Genomic DNA, 19,669 nt, shown 5'->3' with positions numbered 1-19,669 from the left:
AAAACGGCCATACTCAATGGCTGCCGAGCATAAAGGACCTCAGCAACCAAACGCTTGAGTAACACGCGCCAGAGTCTCTAGCTCAGAATTTTCGCTAGGTACTCAGCCAGATGCATCGCCTCCCTGCCACTCACATTGCGAATTTGCCCGCGACAGCTGAAACCATCAGCAACAACGGCAGCTTCGTGCGGAATTTTGTCAATGTGAGGCTTGAACTCTTTCTCGCCAATGATTTTCGCAATCGGGGCTGTTTTGCTGTGGTAAGCGTAGGCACCTGCAACCCCGCAGCACCCCGCAGCAATCACCTGCCCTTTGCCCCCCAACTTTTCAAGGACGCTTTGCTCGCCCCCCATTCCTCCACAGGATTTCTGATGGCAATGGCCATGGATACGAATATCTTCATCAATCACAGGCAACTGAAGTCCACGACTGCTTATGAACTCGCTCAGCGTCATAATCGACTTCTCAAGCGTCTTGGCTCGCTGGTCTGTTGGGAATAACCCCGGCATCTCATCTCGGAAAACCGACAAGCAACTTGGCTCCAGTACGATGACGGGTAGCCCCTCCTCCAGCACCGGCTCCAACTGAGTCAGAATTTGTTCAAGGTTGGACTTGGCTTGCTCAATCATCCCCACATCGTAGTAAGGACGTCCACAGCACACATGGCGCTTCATGAGCTTAACGGTGAAGCCCAAGGCTTCCAGTACCGTCACACCCGCCTCAAGCACCTGGGGTGTAAAACCGTTATTAAAGCTGTCCACCCATAACAGCACCTCAGTCCCTGAACGAGCATCATCATTTTTCAAGATCCGCTTAGCGGTATCGCTGTTACGAAAGCTCTTGGGCGCGATCTTCGCAAACTTAGCGTGGCGCGCCAGCCCCGCAAAAGTCCCTACTTTGCGAACCAGAGAATTACCCATAGCGTAATTAAGTACAGGCGAAAAATGAGTGGCGTAAGGCAGCCACTCGCCAATACGTCCAATCATGGCCTCCATTATTGGGCGGCGCTTTTCACTGTAATAGCGGCTCAGAAACTCGGTTTTGTAACGGGCGATGTTCACATTGGTCGGGCAGTCTGTTTTGCAACCCTTGCAACTCAAACACAGATCAAGAGAGTCTTTAACCTGCTCGTTCTGCCAGGCGTCATGGATCACCTCGCCTTTCAAGAGTTCGAAAAACAGACGCGCGCGACCGCGTGTGGAGTACTTTTCATCACGCGTAGCCCTAAAGCTTGGGCACATGGTGCCGCCATCGAGGGAGCGACACTTGCCCATGCCTATGCAACGCTCCGTCTCACGCGCAAACCCTTTGTCACCCAGTCGAGCGTCGTAAGTGAACAGGCTGGGAACATCGCGGCGCTGATAATCCGGACCCATTCGCAGGTTAGCGTCAACCGGCATGGCATGGATTAACTTTCCAGGATTCATCTTGTTCAAAGGATCCCAAATGGCTTTGAACTCAGCAAAAGCATTCATGATTTCTTCGGCGTACATGATGCGCAGGTACTCGCCCTTAGCCTGACCATCGCCATGTTCGCCGGACAGCGAACCGCCATAACGCACCACCAGATGAGCCGCTTCACTCAGGAATGCCCGCCAGTGATCAACGCCACCTTGGGATTTGAGGTCAAACGTGATGCGAGAGTGAATGCATCCATCACCGAAGTGCCCGTACAGGTTAGTTTTGTAGCCGTAGCGGCTGACTAGGCTTTTGAACTCACGCAGGTATTGACCCAAGTGCTCTGGCTCAACCGCAGCGTCTTCCCAACCCACCACAGGATCTGGCTCGTTAGGGTCCAAGCCTAAAGAGGTTGCAGAGGCTCCGGTTTCGCGAATCGTCCAGATGCGATTCATTAAGTGCTCATCAGTCACCAGACGCACACTCGGGCAGCCAGGTAAGTCAGGCGCTATATCCACGGCTTTGCGAGCAAACGCCACAGCCTGGTCAGTTGACAGTGCGCCAAATTCGATCATCAGCCAGGCATTGCCTGCCGGCAACTGGCTGATATCGTCAAGCTTCATACCACGAGCCTTCAGACCATCAATAATGCCGTCATCCAACCCTTCCATGGCTATTGGATTAAGCGGCAACAACTGCGGTACCGAGTCAGCGGCGTAGTAAATATCTTCGTAGCCCAGCACCACCAGAACACGGTGGGTTGGGTTTTTCACCAAAATCGTCTCGGCCTGCAGAATGGTGACGCACGTGCCTTCGACACCGACCAAAGCACGCGCAATGTTGAAACCATTTTCAGGCAGCAACTGATCGAGGTTGTAACCTGATACCCGACGCTTGAGTTTGGGGAAGCCTTGACGAATGTGCGCTTCGTTACGCTCGACCAAGGCCTTTAGTCCGCGGACGATCTCTGCTCGCCGCCCACCCGCATTTATATGCTCCTGATAAGCAGCCTCGTCGGTTGGCCCTACCCAGAAACGCTCCCCGTCATAGGTTAAAACCTCCAGGCGCTCAACGTTCTCAACAGTTTTACCGGCCATCACCGAGTGAGCGCCGCAAGAGTTGTTGCCGATCATCCCGCCCAACGTACAACGGCTATGGGTCGCTGGATCGGGGCCAAACGTCAACCCTACCTTTGCCGCTGCCGACTTCAACTGATCGCAAATAACCCCCGGCTCGACCCTTGCCAAACGCTTGGCAAAGTCAATTTCATGGATGGCGTTGAGGTACTTCGATGCATCAATCACGACCGCCGCGTTGACAGCCTGGCCACACATGGAGGTGCCCGCGCCACGAGGCAGGATAGGTATGCCGGCCTCATGGCAGAGGCGAACGGCGGTCACGATATCCGCCGTGCTTTTGGGAATCACAATACCGATAGGCAACTGGCGGTAGTTCGAAGCCTCGCTCGCATAGATCGCTCGACTGGCGGCATCGAATCGGACCTCCGCCGACGTCTGCGCCTCAAGCTTTGAGCGTAGATTCAACAGAAGGTTAAGGTCGAAAGGAATAGGGGCATTTTTTGTCATGTGTAAAAGCCTGGTCTCGATCATCAGCACGGGAACGCATCGCTCAAAGGGAATAACCTAGGGCAGAGCTACGGACGTTGAATACTGTAAATAGAGAATGCACAAGGCTATACACACTATAAATAGGATGAAAGAAGCAGTTTCTCCTACTTAAAGACGGACAGCGTGAAAACCTTAAACACGTGAAATCTTCTTTGTAGTGGTCTGATAAACCCGGCACTTATTTTTGCGCTCAACCAAGGCAGTCTATCTCCAACACAATTTGCATCACCGCATCTTCAATTGCGCCTTCATTACGGCATAAAACCCAGCCGTGAGCGGCGATTGCTTGCTCGAACGCCTGGGTACTAGCGATCTGCTCTTCCAGCTTATGAATCACCGTGCTGCCCAACCCTCGTCGTCGTGCCGCTGCTCTTGCCCATGACAGTTCAGGGTTTGTGACAACGCCGACGTGCAGGTCTGGCACTTGCACGTGTCGATCACTGTTTAACTGAAGAATCTCTGCAAATGGGACGATCCGGCGAAATGCTGCATCCGATGGGTACCAGCGATCAATCAGGATGATGCTGTCTGAAGGCTGCTGAGTGAGTATGTGTTGCGAAATCCAGGCGCGGCTATCTGCAAGGCGCTCACACACTCGCAACTCTAAATCTCGGGAGGGATTTCTGACGAGTTTGTTAACGAGGTTCATTGTTTCGCTTCTGTAGGGATCGCTTTTTTTCTCGCACAGTCGAATCACCTTTTTGTTGTCTGCCCTCAGTGCTTTCGTCACGGCTTCCAACAGCGTGGTTTTGCCGGTGCCTTTGGGACCATCTAGAGAAACAAAAAAAGGACGATTCATTTTTGCCTTAACGACTGATGTGCGATTTTGGCGCGATTACCTGAACTGATACACCCACAAACTCAAGCGCGGCGCCCTGCCCTTACGCATGCCAGCAGCGATACCAGCCGTTGTTCTCTGAAACCTGCAGTTCAGTTTGATAAAGAGCCGACAGGTTCTCACTGGTCAGGATTTCGCGCTTTGGTCCATCGGCAATCAACTGGCCTTGGTTGATAAGAATCACGCGATCGATTTCCGGGATGATTTCGTCAATGTGGTGGGTCGTTATGATCATTGCGCGGCCGTCTCCACAAAAGCTGCGCATAAGCGACAGCAATCCCAAACTGGCTCCCATGTCGAGACCACTAGTGGGCTCATCAAGAATTAACGCCTGAGGGTGATGAACCAGTGCGCGTGCCAGCAGCAATCGACGTTTCTGCCCAGTCGATAAACGCTGAAACATACGTTTCTCGTCGATATCGATGCTCAATTCCTTCATCAGGCTGCGGGCCAACTCGACTTGCTCTTCGTTGGGCTGTAGGTGCGCGTGGGCGCCCATGGAGCCAAAAAAGCCCGACAGTACGACATCCAGTGCAGAGGTATACGGGGTGTAGTCTTCCTGCATGTCCTGTGACACAAAACCGATCTTGCTACGCAAGGCCCACAGGTTGACGGTTTCATCGCCGAAAAGCTTCAGGTAGCTGCCTTCACGCTCAACCGGGTAAATCTCACGATTGATGAGCTTTAACAGTGTGCTCTTCCCCGCGCCATTAGGGCCAAGGATGGCCACTCGCTCGTTGTAGCCAATGTTCAATGAGACGCGGTCGAAGACCTGTGTTTGCAGTTGAAAAGCGGAAACCTGATTCAAGTCGATCATTGATGTGCCTTGGTTGGCCATAGGATTCGTGCAGGGGGTTCTACTCATTTCCACGCATGATTGCAACGGGATGCTTGGCATGACGTTGTGCCTTAATTATCAGTTTTGCGGCAACCTCACTCGCGAGGGAGGTTGTATAGCGCGCTGCACGCCGAGTGATTTCTCTGCACTTCTAGATGTAAAACACGTCGCAGCGTATGCCTAATCTGCATAGCCCATTCTGAAACGTCATAATTCTCTGTTTTGCTGCGTGGTAGTCTCGTTCGACCATAAATAGGCATAGATCGTATTTCGACGATGGCCAGAACCAGGAAAGATCATGCCCAAAAAGTCCCACTCAGCTCTGCGTAATGATTTTCGTCACTTGCTTGCAACACCAGCGTGCGTTGAAACAGCCTCAGTGTTTGACCCCATGTCTGCACGTATCGCCGCAGACTTGGGTTTCGAGGTCGGCATCCTCGGTGGCTCAGTCGCTTCCTTACAAGTCTTGGCAGCACCCGATTTTGCCCTTATCACCCTCAGTGAGTTTGTAGAACAGGCCACCCGCATTGGCCGTGTCGCTCAACTGCCTTTCATCGCAGACGCTGACCACGGTTATGGTAATGCCCTAAACGTGATGCGCACAGTTGAAGAGCTGGAACGTGCCGGGGTTGCCGCACTGACGATTGAAGACACCCTTCTGCCCGCACAATTCGCTCGTAAATCAACCGATCTGATTTCTATCGAAGAAGGCATCGGCAAGGTCAAGGCGGCCCTTGAAGCCCGCGTCGACCCTCTGCTGTCTATCATTGCCCGGACCAACGCAGGCGTGTTGCCAGTTGAGTCGGTTATTGAGCGCACTCAGGCGTACGAAAAAGCCGGCGCCGACGGAATCTGCATCGTTGGCATCAGCGATTTCGAGCACCTTGAGAAAATCTCGGAAAAACTCACCGTCCCACTGATGCTGGTGACCTACGGCAACCCGAAACTCAATGACAGCCAGCGCCTAGCCAGTTTGGGCGTGCGTATCGTAGTGGCCGGCCATGCCGCCTACTTCGCCGCGATCAAGGCCACTTACGACAGCTTGCGTGCTCAGCGCCATCTGACCAACAGCACCAGCAACCTCAGTGCCACAGAGCTGACCCACACCTACACGCAACCAGAAGACTATGTGGCTTGGGCCAAAGAGTTTATGGATGTCAAAGAGTGATCCTGAGCGGATTGGATAATACGGCCGTTACCTCACCACGCTGAAACACCGGTGGTTGGTTAACGACCGCATCGTAGGCAAAACCAGGCTGCACCGGTTCCTATGGTGTCAGAACTGTATTTCTATCGATTCCAACACGTTAAATTGCTCGTCGACTAGGCAGCCGCTGCGCCATTTGTCGAAGGTCAGACACGGGTGGGAGGTGCCAAAGCTGATGATGTCGCCAATGCGCAGTTGCACGCCCGGCGCGATGCTCATGAAGGCGTGCTGATCCATCACCGCAGTCACTCGACACTCACTGATGTCATCGCCCTCAGCAGGCACAACACCTTCGCGGTAGCGGATCAAGGGCTTAGGCAATCCGGCATCGTAGGCAACATCACGCTTACCCAAGGCAATGATCGCTAATCCTGGCTCTGGCAACGATTGCACATGCGCCCAGACTTCCAGTGCCGGGCGCAAGCCTTCCTGTAAGTCACTGCGTCGATCCAGCACGCAGCATTGCGCATCTTTGTAGATGCCATGGTCGTGAACCACGTAGCTGCCAGGGCGCAGGACGCTAAGGAAACGTCCGCTGGCCGCTTCTGCGGCGAACGCTTCGGCGATCAGGTCGTACCAAGCCGAGCCCGATGCGGTGATGATGGGTTTGTCCTGCGCAAACGCGCCATCCTGTTGCAGTTGCAAGGCAAGACGCACCAACGAGGCCGCAAAGTCACGAATTCCGCTGACAGCCTGCTCGCCGTGTATCACTCCTTCGTAGCCTTCAATGCCGGTCAGAGCCAAGGCCGGTTGAGCCTTGATGGCAGCCGCCAATGCCAGCACTTCTTGCTCGCTGCGACAGCCACAACGCCCGCCCACCACGCCATATTCAATCATCACATTGAGATGCTGTCCGCGCTCGGCAAAAAACTCGCCCAGCGCAACAATGTTTTCCGGGTGATCTACCAGGCAGTAAAACTCGAACGCGGGGTCGTTTTGCAGCTCGGCAATCAGCGCCATATTGGGTCGACCCACCAGTTGGTTGGCCATGAGTACCCGACGCACGCCACCCGCATAGGCCGCGCGGGTTTGCACAGCGCTGGCCAGGGTCAAGCCCCAAGCGCCCTGCTCCAGCTGACGGCGAAACAAGGCGGGGGCCATGCTGGTTTTTCCGTGCGGTGCCAGCACCGCGCCGCTGCGCGTGACGAAGTCCTGCATCCAGCGAATGTTGTGCTCAAGCGCAGCACGATGCATCACCAGCGCGGGCAAGCTCACGTCGCGCAGTAAGTTGTCGCCAGGAGTGGTGGCGCCCTTGGGCACCTGTGCGTTGATCAATGGCATTGGCTTACCTCGTGGTCAGGCCTTGGCTTTGTAGGCAATACAGTCGATCTCGACTTTGCAGTCGACCATCATCATGGCCTGCACACAGGCGCGAGCTGGCGCATGCTCACTCTTGAAGTACGAAGCAAAGACCTTATTGAAGCTCCAGAAGTCGCGCGGGTCTTGCAACCACACACCAGCGCGCACTACGTCTTCCAGGCCATAACCCGCTTCTTCGAGGATGGCGATCAGGTTCTGCATGGTTTTGTGGGTTTGCTCAACAATCCCGCCGTTGATGATTTCGCCGTTTTCCATGGCCACCTGCCCCGACACGTGCAACCAGCCATCGGCCTCGACAGCACGGGCGAATGGCAAGGGTTGACCACCAGCGCCCACAGCACCGGTTCCGAAACGTTTGATGCTCATAGTAGTGAACTCGATTAACTGGACAGGCTGGGCAGTGTGCCACACGCCACCTAATCAGCCCAATTGCCACCAACTTGGCAGCAACTGCTGCACCTTGGGCTCGGCAAAGCGGTCGTCGATCAAGAACAAAGTCCCCTGGTCGCTCTGAGTTCGAATCACTCGCCCAGCGGCCTGAACTACCTTTTGGACCCCTGGATACAGATAGGTGTAGTCATATCCGGCGCCAAATAATCCGGTCATACGCTGTTTGATCTGCTCGTTTACCGGGTTCAGTTGCGCCAAACCTAAGGTGGCGACAAACGCGCCAATCAACCGTGCACCGGGCAAATCAATCCCTTCGCCAAAAGCACCGCCCAGCACCGCAAAACCAACACCTTGGCTCGACAAGGTGAATTGATCGAGAAAGCCCTGACGCGCCGCTTCATCCATGCGCCGCGATTGCAACCACTGCGGCACATGCGGAAAGCGCTCGGCAAGTAATTCAGCAATTTGCTGCAAGTAGTCAAAACTGCTGAAAAACGCCAGATAGTTGCCGGGGCGCTGTTCAAATTGGTGAGCGATCAACTCTACAATCGGCGCCAACGAGGCTTGGCGGTGCACATAGCGGGTCGAAATCTGGTTGACCACCCGCACCGTCAGTTGCTCGGCGCTAAACGGCGACTCGACGTCAATCCATACCGTGTCGGTCGGCAGCCCCAACAGATTGCTGTAATACGTCCGCGGGCTGAGCGTGGCCGAAAACAGCACATTACTTTGTGCGCTAGCCAGTCGCGGGCCGATAAACCCGGCTGGCACAATGTTGCGCAAATTGAGCTGTGACAGTCGCTTTTTGCCAGCATCGCGCACGCTGACGTCGAATAAGAAGTGTGAATCAAACAGCTCTGCAACCCGATTGAATTGCAGAGCTTCGAAGTAGAACGCTTGCAGGTTGCCCGCAAGACCTTGTGGGTGATCGTTGAGGTAGTCACCGATGGCGGTGATGCAGCCTGACAACGCGTTCAGCCATTTAGCCGGGAGTTGCGGGTGCACTTGGTAAGGCCCGACTTGGTCCTTGTGCAGGGCATTCCATTCCCGATTCAGGCGCTTGAACGATTTATCGAGTGGCACCGGGGCGTTTTGGCGTACGTTATTGAGGGTTTGCTGATCAAGGCTGGCGCTGTACATCTGCCGCGCCCGCTCTACCAAATTGTGCGCTTCGTCCACCAGCGTAGCGACCCGCCACTGGTTGGCTTGGCCCAAACCATAGAGTAAAGCCGTGAAGTCGAAGTAGTAGTTGTAGTCGGCGATCACCAAATCAGCCCACCGGGCCATTTCCTGCCCCAGGTAATACGGGCACACCTGATGCGCCAAGGCTATGTTGCGCAGTGTTTGCTGGTCCAGCGGTGATTGCTCAACTGCCGCTGCACGTGCAGCAGGCAAGCGATCATAGAAGCCCTTGGCCAATGGGCAGGCATCGCCATTGCAGGCGTTCTCCGGGTATTCACAAGCCTTGTCCCGCGCAATCAGCTCCAACACCCGCAGGGGAACGTCAGCCTCTGCAGGGAAAAGGACCTGCACTGCATCTAGGGCCAACTTGCGACCGGGGGTCTTGGCAGTCAGAAACACCAACTTGTCGAGTTGCTGCTTGGGCATGGCCTTGATCAAGGGAAACAAGGTTCCGATGGTTTTACCAATTCCGGTGGGCGCTTGCGCCATCAGACAACGACCACCGCTGGCGGTTTTATAGACCGCCTCGGCCAAGGCACGCTGCCCGGTACGAAACTGCGCATGGGGAAATGCCAAGTGCTGCGCCGTATCATCACGGGCCTGACGATGGCGCATTTCTTGTTCTGCCCAGCTCAAAAACAGCGCGCATTGCTGATTAAAGAACTGTTCTAGGTCCCCCGCGCTCCAACGTTCTTGAACCCGGGTTTCCTTCTCGCTGACGATATCGAAGTACACCAGCGCCAGATGGACCTCGGGCAATTTGAGGCTCTGGCACAGCAGCCAGCCATAAATTCGAGCCTGAGCCCAGTGCAATTGGCGATGGTTGCCGGGGATGGAAGCAAAGTCGCCGCGATAGGTTTTGACCTCTTCGAGCACATTGCCCTGCGGGTCATATCCGTCTGCCCGCCCGCGTACGCTAAGACTTTGGTACTGCCCTTCCAGACTCACTTCGGCCTGATAGCCCGCGCTGCGCCGCGAGGCCACGGTGCGGTGCCCGGCGATGCCTTGCTGTGCGGTGGGCGACGGGGTAAATCGCAGGTCAAGATCGCCGACCTTGGCCGTGAATTCGCACAAGGCACGCACTGCTACGCGATAGTTCAAGCGCCGGGTTCCTGCCATTGCACATAACACACCGTCACCGGCATTTTGTGCTGCTCGCACAGAGCCAGCCAGCGCAGTTGGTTATCTTGCAGGCGGTCGCCAGGTCCTTTGACTTCAATCATTCGGTAGGTTTTTTGCGCGGGCCAAAACTGAATCAGGTCAGGCATACCTGCGCGGTTGGTTTTTATGTCCTGCAGTAAACGTCGGAACCAGACCTTCAGGTGTTCAGGCGGTAGGCACAACAAAGCGTCTTCAAGCAGGCTCCCGCTCACGTAATCCCACGCCACAAAAGGTGATTGCACGCCAAATTTGGCGGCATAAGTAGTGCGGATGGTGTCTAGGTAATCGCCGCTATCCAACTGCGCCAGACAGGCGTCGAACAAAGCCGCCCGCCTGGGGTAAAAATCTTGGTCCAGCAAGTCGGCCGGTCCGCTTTGGTAAGGATGGAAAAACGCTCCCGGTAAAGGCGCAAAAATGGCAGGCCAGCACAGCAGGCCGAATAAACCGTTTATCAGGGTGTTTTCTACGTAATACACCGGCGCTTCGGGGGCTTGGAGGTGGCTCACCACTTTGAACTCAACTGAGAGCGCTTCATTGCGCTCAAGGCTCAAGTCCAAACGCTCGATCGGCACAACCTTGGGACGCGCAAGTGCCGCCAGCCCCAGTTTACGCCGCAGCCGAGGGAGCACCCGCAGCAGTTGCTGCTCTTCGGCATCGCTGAAAGGCGCGTCTTCGCAGGGTTCAGTGAGGGCTAAGGCCTGCGCGTACTCGCCCAGCAGTTCAAGCACCCGAACGATGCGCAGTCGCGCTTCGGCGTAGCCACTGTGCCGGTAAACCTGCAACGCCAGAGCCAACGCCCCTGCTCGTTCGTGATACTGCCCCAACTGGAACAACAAGCGTGCGCGACGCCTTTGCAGCCAGCGATTGTCGGTGTGGTAGTCGAGAATTTGCGCCAGCACCTCGTCCGTATCACCGCCCGCTTCAAACTGTTCGCGGCAGGCATAAAGATGCAGGTAGCCGTCAATGTCGGGCCGAGAGCGCAAGGCACGCGATTCAGGGCTGAAATCAACCTTTTCATAGTTAAACAACCCTAGATCGGCCAAGACCAGATCCGACCAACCCTGGCTCAGGTTGCCAAAAAACATCAGCCGTAGGCGATCGCACAGCGCACGATGGTTGAGGGTATAAAGGTGTTCATCTAACGCCGGATGCCATTCGGCCATGCTTTGCGGCTGAGTGAACTCAGCGGTCAATTCATCAAGCCATTCGCTCTTTTTACCCTTGGGCTGGGCGAGGTGCGGACCAAAACGGCCAAGAATCTCAGGCTTGGTCAACACATCAAATACCTCAACCAGCGCCAAAGGCGCGCGATCACACACCCACCCATGGGTCAAAAGGGCTGTCGCAGCAGATCGCGTATCGCCGATTTCAGGGTAGTTCAGCTTACTGGCCCGAAAATGCGCCCCTTTGCGCATAGCCATGCGGACCCACAAGGCTTGAGAGGCGCCAGGCAACTGTCCGAAACCCGTAACGAACTGTTGCTCGTCAGGGTTCAAGACGTCCGCGTACCGCGCGGCGACCCAGTCGAGCACGTGCTGAAAGTTTTTAAGGTAGTAAAGCGGGTCTTCAAGGGGATCAGAAATCACAGGCAGAACAAACCACTGGTTTTGGTTACTGGTTATGCATACAGATAGCAGTTAGCCCACCGATGTGGCAAATCCTATTGGATGAGCGGTTTCCTTTCACTCCGCCCGTCAGCCGGGCTGGCTGACGGGCACTGGAGAAAATAATTCACGTTTGATTGTTGGGGTCATGAACCCACAGGGTGCCAATCAAGGAATCGCCGGACGTAAAATCTATCTTTTGCATGTTGAACAACACGCGAAGCGATGAAAAAGGCAGCCCGCTCACAGATTCGAGCCAAAGGGCGTCAGGGGTTGATGTCGCGTTAGGGTTCATCAAAATCTGGCGAAGTTCATCCAGCGATTGTAGTTTTTCGGGGTAGCAATGCTCTAGAAAAGCCTTGAGTCCGCGCGCTTGCTCGACAAACGGTGAATACATAAAGCACCCCAAATGTTCGTCGTTAACCCCGTGTAACTCACTGAGGTATTGCGTCACAGTCATGCGCAGTTTCTCTATGCGCTTAGGCGTATTGAAGGTGACCCCCATCTGTTTTATTAACTGGCCTTTATAACGCTCGTTGGTTTGATTTTCGATGGCCACGCGACGCAAGTACTCTTCCACCCCCACACGGTACTCAAGCCCCTGCTGATAGATACCCCGCAAACCTTGCAAGTGCGCTGTCAATAACACGACAGCAGCTTGCGGCTCTTCAATATCCAGCACTTTTATATCCCCTACACCCTCAATAAACATCAGCACCTGAGAACGCAAAATATCTATCTCGCAGGAGAGACAATCGAATACATTGATCACATTCACTTTATTATCGGCCTCTGCTGCGGTGAGCCTTACTGGCGCAGACAGGCACAACAAATGTTTATACTCGTCATCCAGTTTTGAACATAATTTCACGGCCCCCGCAAAACCTTGCAAGTGCTGATCATTCAACACATGCCCTTGTTGTTGTGCGACCCGTTGAATCCACGCCATGTATTCACCCAGGTGCTTGGGTGGCCGTCGATCGATTAAAGCGTCCACCTCCCCGCCCCATTCGCAGGCACGGCGATAGAGTTTGGCGCGGGACAAAAGATCGGTATAAAAAAACGTCGCACGAGCATCACCTTGTGTGAGGTGCCCTGACATCAGCACTTGCGTGCGTTCCATAACGGGTTGCAGTCGCTCTAAACCAGTGGGCCTATGCTTGTCTAGATGACTTATTTGGGCCTCATCCACGAGCACTAACTCTACGCGCGGGTCGTCATACATAAACAATTCACTGCATTGCGCCTGTATTCGATCCATCAACTTGGCGGTCACTCGAGGTTGGCGCAATACGGCAATACGGAGCATAAATGTCTCAGGCGTGCGGCCCGCGATACTGAGTTGAGCGGCCCGCAGAAAAGCCAACATATAGGCGCATTCTTTGCCGCCTTCATGCACCACCATCACCCGATAACGACCAATACGCTCAACGCCTCCCGCTGCGACTAACAAACGTTGAATAAGTAGCTGCAAGGCAATGCGTTCAGAGCGACTAAAGAAACCCAATAACCGGTGCAGAACTTGTTGATAAACAAAACGCATGGCTTGTTCATGATAATTACTCATGGGCTATCCCTCCAATTAGAGAGCTGTATTATCAGCAGCCCTATGGAACACGCCCACACTTACCTTACAGCTTCAGTTCATAACAGACAGGACTCACATATGCACAGGAATAGACCTACATGAAAACACACTCAAAAGAATATTTCCGCGACCAGAGAGCATCTGAACAAATCTGTTAAAACGATTGAAAAAAACATTGATCCAAACTGGGATACACAAAATCGAGTAAAAACGTTTAATTACGCGCAAAAAAAAGCCCCTGAATCAGTCATTCAAGGGCGGCATCATCATTAGAGTGTGGATTGTGCAGGCTTCACCAAGCGTCAAGCCGGAGTCAATTGCAACGCGACTCGCCCGCGGCATGGACAATCGTCCATAAAACGATGGGCTTCAACAAACTCTTCAAACGGGAACACTTTCACTTCCAGAGGCAGCAACACACGGTCGGCAGTCAACTGGTTGATCTCACGCAAAGCGCGCTGAATAGCCTCTACGTCCTGGACAATGCCCAACTCTGGCTTGCCGGTGAAGTTACCGATGCAGTGAACAAAAAACTGAATGTTCTTCTGAAAGCATGCATAGGCTGGCAGTCGAGTCTGATTACCACCTTGCAGGCCATACAACACTAGGCTGCCACGGGGGGCTAGCACATCGCCCAACACCGACATTTGAGGGCCGCCAAGACCATCAAAAACCGCGTCTACACCTCGGTTATCGGTGATCTTATTAATTTGCATCAACAAGTCTTGCTCTTCGGTCACGATCACGTGGTCGGCACCCAAGTTCAACAGACAATCACGCTCTTCACTTTCTTTGGTGGCAGCAATCACCTTGACGCCCAAGGCCTTGCCCAACTGCACAAACGAGGGACCGGCACAGTGGCTGGCATCGGTAATAAGCACCGTTTGCCCAGGCTTAACTCGCGCCAGATCGACATACGCGAAATACGCGATCAGCACTGGTGTGTAATGAGTGCTGGCCTGAACCGGGGTCAAAATGTCCGGATAGCGCGTAAGGGCTGAGCGTGGCATCACAATTACTTCGCCATACACGGGGTAGTCGTTGGCACTTTGAGCCGGAAAGCTCGCCACTTTGTCGCCTACCGACAAATCATCAACCCCCGCACCGACAGCGGTGACAATCCCCGCCATTTCATGGCCGATGCCCGCCGGCAAACGCGCAGGGCTTGGGGCCAGATTCTGCCGCCAGAGCACGTCATACCAGCTTATGCCGATAGCCTCGACACGCACCTGCACTTCACCAGGCGCAGGCGCAGCGGCTTCGTGCTCTTCGCACTTGAGCACCTCAGCTGAGCCAAACTTGTGGAAACGGATCGTGCGCGACATCGCAAACCTCGCCTTATTAATCGCTAATACCACGGGACTTTATCCGGGCTTTGTGCGCAAGACTAACAGACAGCATTAATAGTCGACATGCCTGTCATTGATCCACAGACATTTTCTCGCCACAAAAAAGTGCTATTTGCGCTGATAAAAAGGGGGAAATACGCGTTTTTACAAGGCGATATCTCCAGCATCAAACCGAGAAAACCAATCTACCGAGTGACGATTTATCACCTTTGCCAGTAAGATCCATTTCCTGAATCCCCGTTGACCCTCCAGTGAAACCGCCAGATGAACCGTAACGACTTACGTCGCGTCGATCTGAACTTGCTGATCGTCTTCGAAACCCTGATGCATGAACGCAGTGTGACCCGTGCAGCCGAGAAGCTTTTTCTGGGGCAGCCGGCGATCAGTGCTGCGTTGTCGCGCCTGCGAAATCTGTTCGATGATCCTTTATTCGTCCGCACAGGGCGCAGCATGGAACCGACAGCGCGGGCGATTGAAATCTTCGCCTTACTGTCACCGGCGCTGGACTCTATCTCTACCGCCGTCAGCCGTGCATCAGAGTTCAACCCCGCCACCAGCACTTCAGTGTTTCGCATTGGACTATCTGATGACGTTGAGTTTGCGCTGCTGCCACTGCTGCTCAAACGCTTACGGGCAGAGGCGCCAGGCATCGTCCTGGTGGTTCGTCGGGTCAACTACATCCTAATGCCACCGCTTTTGGCGTCGGGCGAGATATCGGTCGGCGTCAGCTACACCAACGACCTGCCCGCCAACGCCAAGCGCAAAGTGCTGCGACGCAGCAAATCCAAGCTCTTGCGGGCAGACTCCATGCCTGGCGCACTGAGCTTGGATGACTTCTGCGAGCGACCGCATGCACTGGTCTCATTCGCCGGTGACTTAAGCGGCTTTATCGATACCGAACTGGAAAAAATGGGCCGCAAACGCCACGTAGTGCTGGCCGTCCCACAGTTCAATGGCCTCAGCACACTGCTGGCTGGCACCGACATTATCGCCACCGTCCCTGACTACACCGCTGAAGCCCTGACGGCAGCGGGTGGCGTACGGGCAGAAGATCCTCCACTGGATACTCAGGCCTTTGAATTACACATGGCCTGGCGAGGGGCACAGGACAACGATCCAGGGGAGCGTTGGTTGCGGTCGCGGATTCAGATGTTTTTTGGCGACCCAGATAGTCTATAGAAGCCGTCTGGCGGGCTGTTTATGTGATCATTTCTGCGTTTTCATAGAACCGGATCAAAGGTGCAGCGCGGGCTTGGGCTGGCGAACGCCACTGGCAGAAGGGACGCGGACCCGCAGCGCAACCAGAAGCGCTGCCAACAGCATCAGCACGGCCGCTGCGACGAAAACGCCTGCACTGCCGCCGAAGCTGAACACTGCACCGCCAGCGGCGGCGCCTGTTGCGATGGCGGACTGCACAGATGCCACCACCATGCCTCCGGCGCTTTCCGCCTGATCAGGTACTGCACTGGCAACCCAATTCGACCACGCCACCGGCACACCACCAAAAGCCAAGCCCCAGATCGCCAGGAGTATCGCCTGCCCTGGCAACGATGCTGGCAACAGCACCAACGCCAGTGCTGCAATGCCCACCACTGCGGGCATCAATACCAGAGTGGCAAGAGGGTGACGCTCCAGCAGCCTCCCGGCCAACAGCGTACCGACGAAGTTGGCCACACCGAACCCCAGCAACATCAGTGACAGCCCTTGCGGGCCAATGCCGGTAGTTCCTTCAAGGAATGGCCGAACATAGGTGAACATCGCGAAGTGCCCGCTGTGCACCAACACACAACCGAACATCGCCACGGCTATGCCTGGGCGCAGCAACACCTCTAAAACAGTGCGCAGTCTTGCTGGTCGACGCGGCGCGAGACGCGGCAGAGTGAACGACTGAAAAGCCAGGGTCACCATTCCTACCGCCGCCGCTACAAAGAACGCGCTGCGCCAGCCATACAGCCCACCCAGATAGCTGCCCAGCGGCACTGCAACGACCGTCCCGATGGCAATGCCGCTAAAAATGATCGATAGCGCCCGGGGTAGTAGAGCACTCGGCACCAACCGCATCGCTACCGCCGCCGCCATGCTCCAGAACCCGCCAAGGGCAATACCCAGCAAGATGCGCATCAACAACAGCACCGCGAAGCTGGAGGAAACGGCGACCAACAGATTGGAAGCGACCATCAACGTGGAAAACCCCAGCAACACCCAACGCCGATCAATGCCACGGGTTAGGCCTGGCACCAACAAGCCAGCGAACAGCGCTACTACTGCTGTCACCGTTACCGCTTGGCCAGCCAGTGCTTCGGACACTCTTAGGTCAGTAGCCATCAGCGTCAACAAACTGGCCGGAAGGTACTCAGCGGTCAGTAAACCGAATACCCCCATTGCCAACGAAAAGACCGCCATCCACGCGGGGGTCGCAGGTTCTACATCCAAGCCGACACCAGGATGGCGGTCGGGTACGGCATTACAGACACAGTCGTTCATTGTACGGATCTCCCAATTTTCATTGCGAGCCGAAGTCTAGGCGCCTGAATCTGGATGATCTATGATTGAAAATCTCTACTTTTTGACCAAAACACCTAAATGATGTCTGCTGATCAATTTGCGCTCTCCTCCGACCTCATCAACGAGCTTTTGCGCGGCATGCGCCTGCGTGGTGTCGAATACCGGCGTATCCAGACAGGCCCTACCTTCGGTTTGGGGTTCACGGAAAAGCCTAGGCACGCCTGGTTCCACTTCATAGCCGTCGGCAATGCGGTGCTGCGAATGGAGGATGGCACCCTCTACGAGCTGTCTGCCGGCAACGCCGTGTTCATCTCCCATGGCGCGGCCCATCAACTGCTTTCACATCCAGACGCGCCTGTTCTAGACATAAACCGTCTAGACAGCGCCCCGCTCGGTGAAACCGTCAGCGCAGTGGCTACCGGAGTCGATGCCAGCCTCACGCCGAGCACTATTTTGTTCAGTGGTTGTATGGAGTTTGAACTGGGCAGTATCCATGGCCTTGGTAGGCTGATGCCAGGCCTGATGCTGATTGATGCCGGCGGCCAGCGTTACCCCGGTCTGGTACCGATCCTGGCAACCATGGAACGCGAGGTTAGCGCCGCGCGTATCGGCTTCGCCGGTATCCTCGCGCGTTTGGCCGACGTGGTGGCAGCCATGGTCGTTCGCGGCTGGGTAGAGTGTGCATGTGGCAATGCCTCAGGCCTGGTCGCCGCCTTGCGCGATCCACGCTTGGCCGGTGCACTGCTAGCGCTCCATCAGCAACCGGGCCACGACTGGACCGTTGCGCAGTTGGCAGCGCACTGCAATTGCTCACGCTCGGTCTTCGCGGACCGCTTCCAGGCGACGATTGGCATGGCCCCGCTGCGTTATGTCACCGAACTGCGAATGCGGCTTGCGAGCCAGTGGCTGACCCTTGAAAGGCTACCGATTGAAGAGGTAGCGCAGCGTTTGGGCTATACATCGCAGGCCGCTTTTAGTCGTGCATTCAAGCGCATTACGGGCAAAACACCTGGGCTAAGTCGTAAGGTGAGGCAGCCCGCTGTTACTTCAAACCAAGTGCAAGTAGTCGATGATCCATGCCTCTGACTCATTTACCGCCCGTTACATCCAAGAATGTACCGGTAACGAACGATGCCTCCGCACTCGCCAACCATAGAATCGCGCGTGCCACTTCCTCAGGCTGACCGCCCCGCCCCATGGGGATCGAGTCCTTGACCCGATCGACCCGCCCCGGCTCACCGCCACTGGCATGCATTTCGGTATAAATATGTCCGGGGCGAATACAGTTAACGCGTATGCCTTCCCGAGCCACCTCCTTTGCAAAGCCAATGGTGAACGTCTCCAACGCCCCCTTTGACGCAGCATAGTCGACGTACTCATTGGGACTGCCAAGGCGAGCGGAGGCCGATGAGACATTGATCACCACGCCGCCCGGGCCGTTGTGACGGTAAGACATGCGCTTCACCGCCTGTTGGGCACAGAGAATTGGCCCAATGGCATTGACCGCAAAGATGCGCTGCATACGCTCGAAGCCGAGGTCTTCCATACGTGACTGAGGTGCCAGCATTCCGGCGTTATTGACCAATACGTCAATGCGTCCGAAGGTGCGATCGATGGCCGTGAACAAATCGGCCACCTGCTGGGGATCCGCACTGTCGGCCCGCACCGTCAACGCCCGGCGCCCCAATGCTTGCACATCCGCAACCACAGCCAGCGCTGCAGGCTTGTTGGCAACGTAGCTGATCGCGACGTCATAACCTCGCGCGGCCGCCAGCCGGGCCGTTGCGGCCCCCACTCCACGACTTCCACCCGTAATGAGAATCAGCGGTGCCTGCCAGACGTTCACCATTACACATAACTCCTGGGCCGTTGGCTGTATTAGCCGATGATGAAGGTGCCACTGGCGATCACTACGCACGCCAGTATCCGGCGGGTGGTAAGCGTCTCACCGAGAAACACATAGCCGATCAACACCGCAAACAGCACGCTGGTTTCGCGCAATGCTGATACCGCACCATGCAGCAACCCCGAAAGCACCCCGTAGCCCCAGCTCTCAATCGCGGGGGGCACCATGAACATTGCGGCGACGACACTGGTGATGGCGATAGCAATGCACATCACCGTCATAGACCACAACCGATCGGCACCACTACGCAGCAGCGCATTCCAACTGGCATGCAGGAGCGCGGCGAAAAGCACGAGGAAGATGATATGAGTAGGCACGCGCCACTACTTTAGGTAATGCGGCGTCGGGACTAAAGCGAAGTCTCCTCATCGCAGCATGAACGGATGCTCATAACTCACTCATACAATCATTGGACTCTCAGTGCCTCGCTGACCAACCACTGGCGCGGCAGGTCTCTCATGGGGCATTTTCCAGCGAATTGTCAGAAAGGTGCATGCATGAAAGATAGCTCATGATAGAGCCTGGCTCACTCGAAACGTCACTTAGGGAGCCAGCACACCAGCATGGGCAGCGTTCACTTCTTCATTTGCACATTGCTTGTGCATGAAGAGCAGAACATCAAGATGGTTGTGGTAGACGTTCAATTCATACGCCGCTTTTTCAAGACCTTCCATACGGTCATTTTCCGTAGTCCGGTACATGACCACACGGCCCGCGTCAGAAATCGCTATTCGCTATCGCTTGCACACCCGGCG

16 protein-coding genes are annotated in these 19,669 nt (G+C 55.3%); 3 read left to right on the top strand and 13 right to left on the bottom strand.

The window, feature by feature from the left end; genetic code table 11:
- Nucleotides 1-77: 77 nt before the first annotated feature.
- The 3 genes from B347_RS0109795 to B347_RS0109785 all read right to left on the bottom strand — a co-directional run bounded on the left by B347_RS0109795 (nt 78) and on the right by B347_RS0109785 (nt 4,681).
- Nucleotides 78-2,984, bottom strand: coding sequence for an FAD-binding and (Fe-S)-binding domain-containing protein (locus B347_RS0109795; protein ID WP_019409534.1), 2,907 nt, complete (start codon nt 2,982-2,984; stop codon nt 78-80).
- A gap of 232 nt (nt 2,985-3,216) precedes the next feature.
- Nucleotides 3,217-3,825, bottom strand: a complete 609-nt coding sequence (locus tag B347_RS0109790) for a dTMP kinase (protein ID WP_019409533.1) — start codon at nt 3,823-3,825, stop codon at nt 3,217-3,219.
- An 82-nt stretch (nt 3,826-3,907) separates the two neighbouring features.
- Nucleotides 3,908-4,681, bottom strand: a complete 774-nt coding sequence (locus tag B347_RS0109785) for an ABC transporter ATP-binding protein (protein WP_026014094.1) — start codon at nt 4,679-4,681, stop codon at nt 3,908-3,910.
- 319 nt (nt 4,682-5,000) lie between these two features.
- Between B347_RS0109785 and B347_RS0109780 the strand changes: the two genes are divergently transcribed.
- Complete coding sequence (locus B347_RS0109780) at nt 5,001-5,870, top strand: isocitrate lyase/PEP mutase family protein (RefSeq protein WP_019409531.1); 870 nt, start codon at nt 5,001-5,003, stop codon at nt 5,868-5,870.
- A 108-nt stretch (nt 5,871-5,978) separates the two neighbouring features.
- On the opposite strand, the gene B347_RS0109775 is transcribed toward B347_RS0109780, so the two are convergent.
- From B347_RS0109775 to B347_RS0109750, 6 genes are all read right to left on the bottom strand, one after another.
- On the bottom strand, nt 5,979-7,190 hold the full coding sequence (locus B347_RS0109775; protein ID WP_019409530.1) for an amino acid deaminase: 1,212 nt from the start codon (nt 7,188-7,190) through the stop codon (nt 5,979-5,981).
- A 15-nt stretch (nt 7,191-7,205) separates the two neighbouring features.
- A complete protein-coding gene (locus B347_RS0109770; RefSeq protein ID WP_019409529.1) occupies nt 7,206-7,595 on the bottom strand; it encodes a RidA family protein in 390 nt (129 codons plus the stop codon).
- Nucleotides 7,596-7,649: 54 nt separating this feature from the next.
- Nucleotides 7,650-9,902 carry an ATP-dependent DNA helicase gene (locus tag B347_RS0109765; protein WP_019409528.1) on the bottom strand — a complete coding sequence of 751 codons (2,253 nt, stop codon included), beginning with the start codon at nt 9,900-9,902 and terminating at the stop codon, nt 7,650-7,652.
- On the bottom strand, nt 9,899-11,548 hold the full coding sequence (locus tag B347_RS0109760; RefSeq protein WP_019409527.1) for a VRR-NUC domain-containing protein: 1,650 nt from the start codon (nt 11,546-11,548) through the stop codon (nt 9,899-9,901). Before B347_RS0109760 ends, B347_RS0109765 begins: the two co-directional genes overlap by 4 nt.
- A 145-nt stretch (nt 11,549-11,693) precedes the next feature.
- Nucleotides 11,694-13,133, bottom strand: coding sequence for a hypothetical protein (locus tag B347_RS0109755; RefSeq protein WP_019409526.1), 1,440 nt, complete (start codon nt 13,131-13,133; stop codon nt 11,694-11,696).
- A gap of 323 nt (nt 13,134-13,456) precedes the next feature.
- Nucleotides 13,457-14,479: a zinc-dependent alcohol dehydrogenase family protein gene (locus B347_RS0109750; RefSeq protein WP_019409525.1), complete on the bottom strand. Its 1,023-nt coding sequence runs from the start codon at nt 14,477-14,479 to the stop codon at nt 13,457-13,459.
- Nucleotides 14,480-14,767: 288 nt separating this feature from the next.
- Between B347_RS0109750 and B347_RS0109745 the strand changes: the two genes are divergently transcribed.
- A complete protein-coding gene (locus B347_RS0109745; protein WP_019409524.1) occupies nt 14,768-15,682 on the top strand; it encodes a LysR family transcriptional regulator in 915 nt (304 codons plus the stop codon).
- Between the two features lie 54 nt (nt 15,683-15,736).
- Here B347_RS0109745 and B347_RS0109740 read toward each other — a convergent pair whose 3' ends face one another.
- A complete protein-coding gene (locus B347_RS0109740) occupies nt 15,737-16,987 on the bottom strand; it encodes an MFS transporter (protein ID WP_019409523.1) in 1,251 nt (416 codons plus the stop codon).
- A 102-nt stretch (nt 16,988-17,089) separates the two neighbouring features.
- Between B347_RS0109740 and B347_RS0109735 the strand changes: the two genes are divergently transcribed.
- Entirely contained in the window at nt 17,090-18,094 is a 1,005-nt protein-coding gene (locus B347_RS0109735; RefSeq protein ID WP_033387581.1) for an AraC family transcriptional regulator, read from the top strand.
- Between the two features lies 1 nt (nt 18,095).
- Here B347_RS0109735 and B347_RS0109730 read toward each other — a convergent pair whose 3' ends face one another.
- From B347_RS0109730 to B347_RS27035, 3 genes are all read right to left on the bottom strand, one after another.
- Nucleotides 18,096-18,857 carry an SDR family oxidoreductase gene (locus B347_RS0109730; RefSeq protein ID WP_019409521.1) on the bottom strand — a complete coding sequence of 254 codons (762 nt, stop codon included), beginning with the start codon at nt 18,855-18,857 and terminating at the stop codon, nt 18,096-18,098.
- Between the two features lie 29 nt (nt 18,858-18,886).
- Nucleotides 18,887-19,231 (bottom strand): hypothetical protein, encoded by a 345-nt coding sequence (locus B347_RS0109725; protein WP_081498278.1) that lies wholly within the window; start codon nt 19,229-19,231, stop codon nt 18,887-18,889.
- Nucleotides 19,232-19,456: 225 nt separating this feature from the next.
- On the bottom strand, nt 19,457-19,588 hold the full coding sequence (locus B347_RS27035) for a hypothetical protein (protein WP_019409519.1): 132 nt from the start codon (nt 19,586-19,588) through the stop codon (nt 19,457-19,459).
- Nucleotides 19,589-19,669 lie beyond the last annotated feature (81 nt).

Origin of the sequence: Pseudomonas psychrophila HA-4, from assembly GCF_000282975.1 — a bacterium.
In the GTDB taxonomy this organism is placed as follows: Bacteria; Pseudomonadota; Gammaproteobacteria; order Pseudomonadales; family Pseudomonadaceae; genus Aquipseudomonas; species Aquipseudomonas psychrophila_A.
The sequence above is the reverse complement of the archived record's forward strand: the minus strand, read 5'-3'. Positions and strand labels throughout refer to the sequence as shown.

Excerpts from the sequence above, each read along its gene's own strand:
- B347_RS0109795 (WP_019409534.1), bottom strand. The coding sequence starts at position 2,984 with ATGACAAAAAATGCCCCTATTCCTTTCGACCTTAACCTTCTGTTGAAT.
- B347_RS0109770 (WP_019409529.1), bottom strand. The coding sequence starts at position 7,595 with ATGAGCATCAAACGTTTCGGAACCGGTGCTGTGGGCGCTGGTGGTCAA.
- B347_RS0109780 (WP_019409531.1), top strand. The coding sequence starts at position 5,001 with ATGCCCAAAAAGTCCCACTCAGCTCTGCGTAATGATTTTCGTCACTTG.
- B347_RS0109740 (WP_019409523.1), bottom strand. The coding sequence starts at position 16,987 with ATGAACGACTGTGTCTGTAATGCCGTACCCGACCGCCATCCTGGTGTC.
- B347_RS0109750 (WP_019409525.1), bottom strand. The coding sequence starts at position 14,479 with ATGTCGCGCACGATCCGTTTCCACAAGTTTGGCTCAGCTGAGGTGCTC.
- B347_RS0109775 (WP_019409530.1), bottom strand. The coding sequence starts at position 7,190 with ATGCCATTGATCAACGCACAGGTGCCCAAGGGCGCCACCACTCCTGGC.
- B347_RS0109755 (WP_019409526.1), bottom strand. The coding sequence starts at position 13,133 with ATGAGTAATTATCATGAACAAGCCATGCGTTTTGTTTATCAACAAGTT.
- B347_RS0109730 (WP_019409521.1), bottom strand. The coding sequence starts at position 18,857 with ATGGTGAACGTCTGGCAGGCACCGCTGATTCTCATTACGGGTGGAAGT.
- B347_RS27035 (WP_019409519.1), bottom strand. The coding sequence starts at position 19,588 with ATGGAAGGTCTTGAAAAAGCGGCGTATGAATTGAACGTCTACCACAAC.
- B347_RS0109785 (WP_026014094.1), bottom strand. The coding sequence starts at position 4,681 with ATGATCGACTTGAATCAGGTTTCCGCTTTTCAACTGCAAACACAGGTC.
- B347_RS0109790 (WP_019409533.1), bottom strand. The coding sequence starts at position 3,825 with ATGAATCGTCCTTTTTTTGTTTCTCTAGATGGTCCCAAAGGCACCGGC.
- B347_RS0109745 (WP_019409524.1), top strand. The coding sequence starts at position 14,768 with ATGAACCGTAACGACTTACGTCGCGTCGATCTGAACTTGCTGATCGTC.
- B347_RS0109735 (WP_033387581.1), top strand. The coding sequence starts at position 17,090 with ATGTCTGCTGATCAATTTGCGCTCTCCTCCGACCTCATCAACGAGCTT.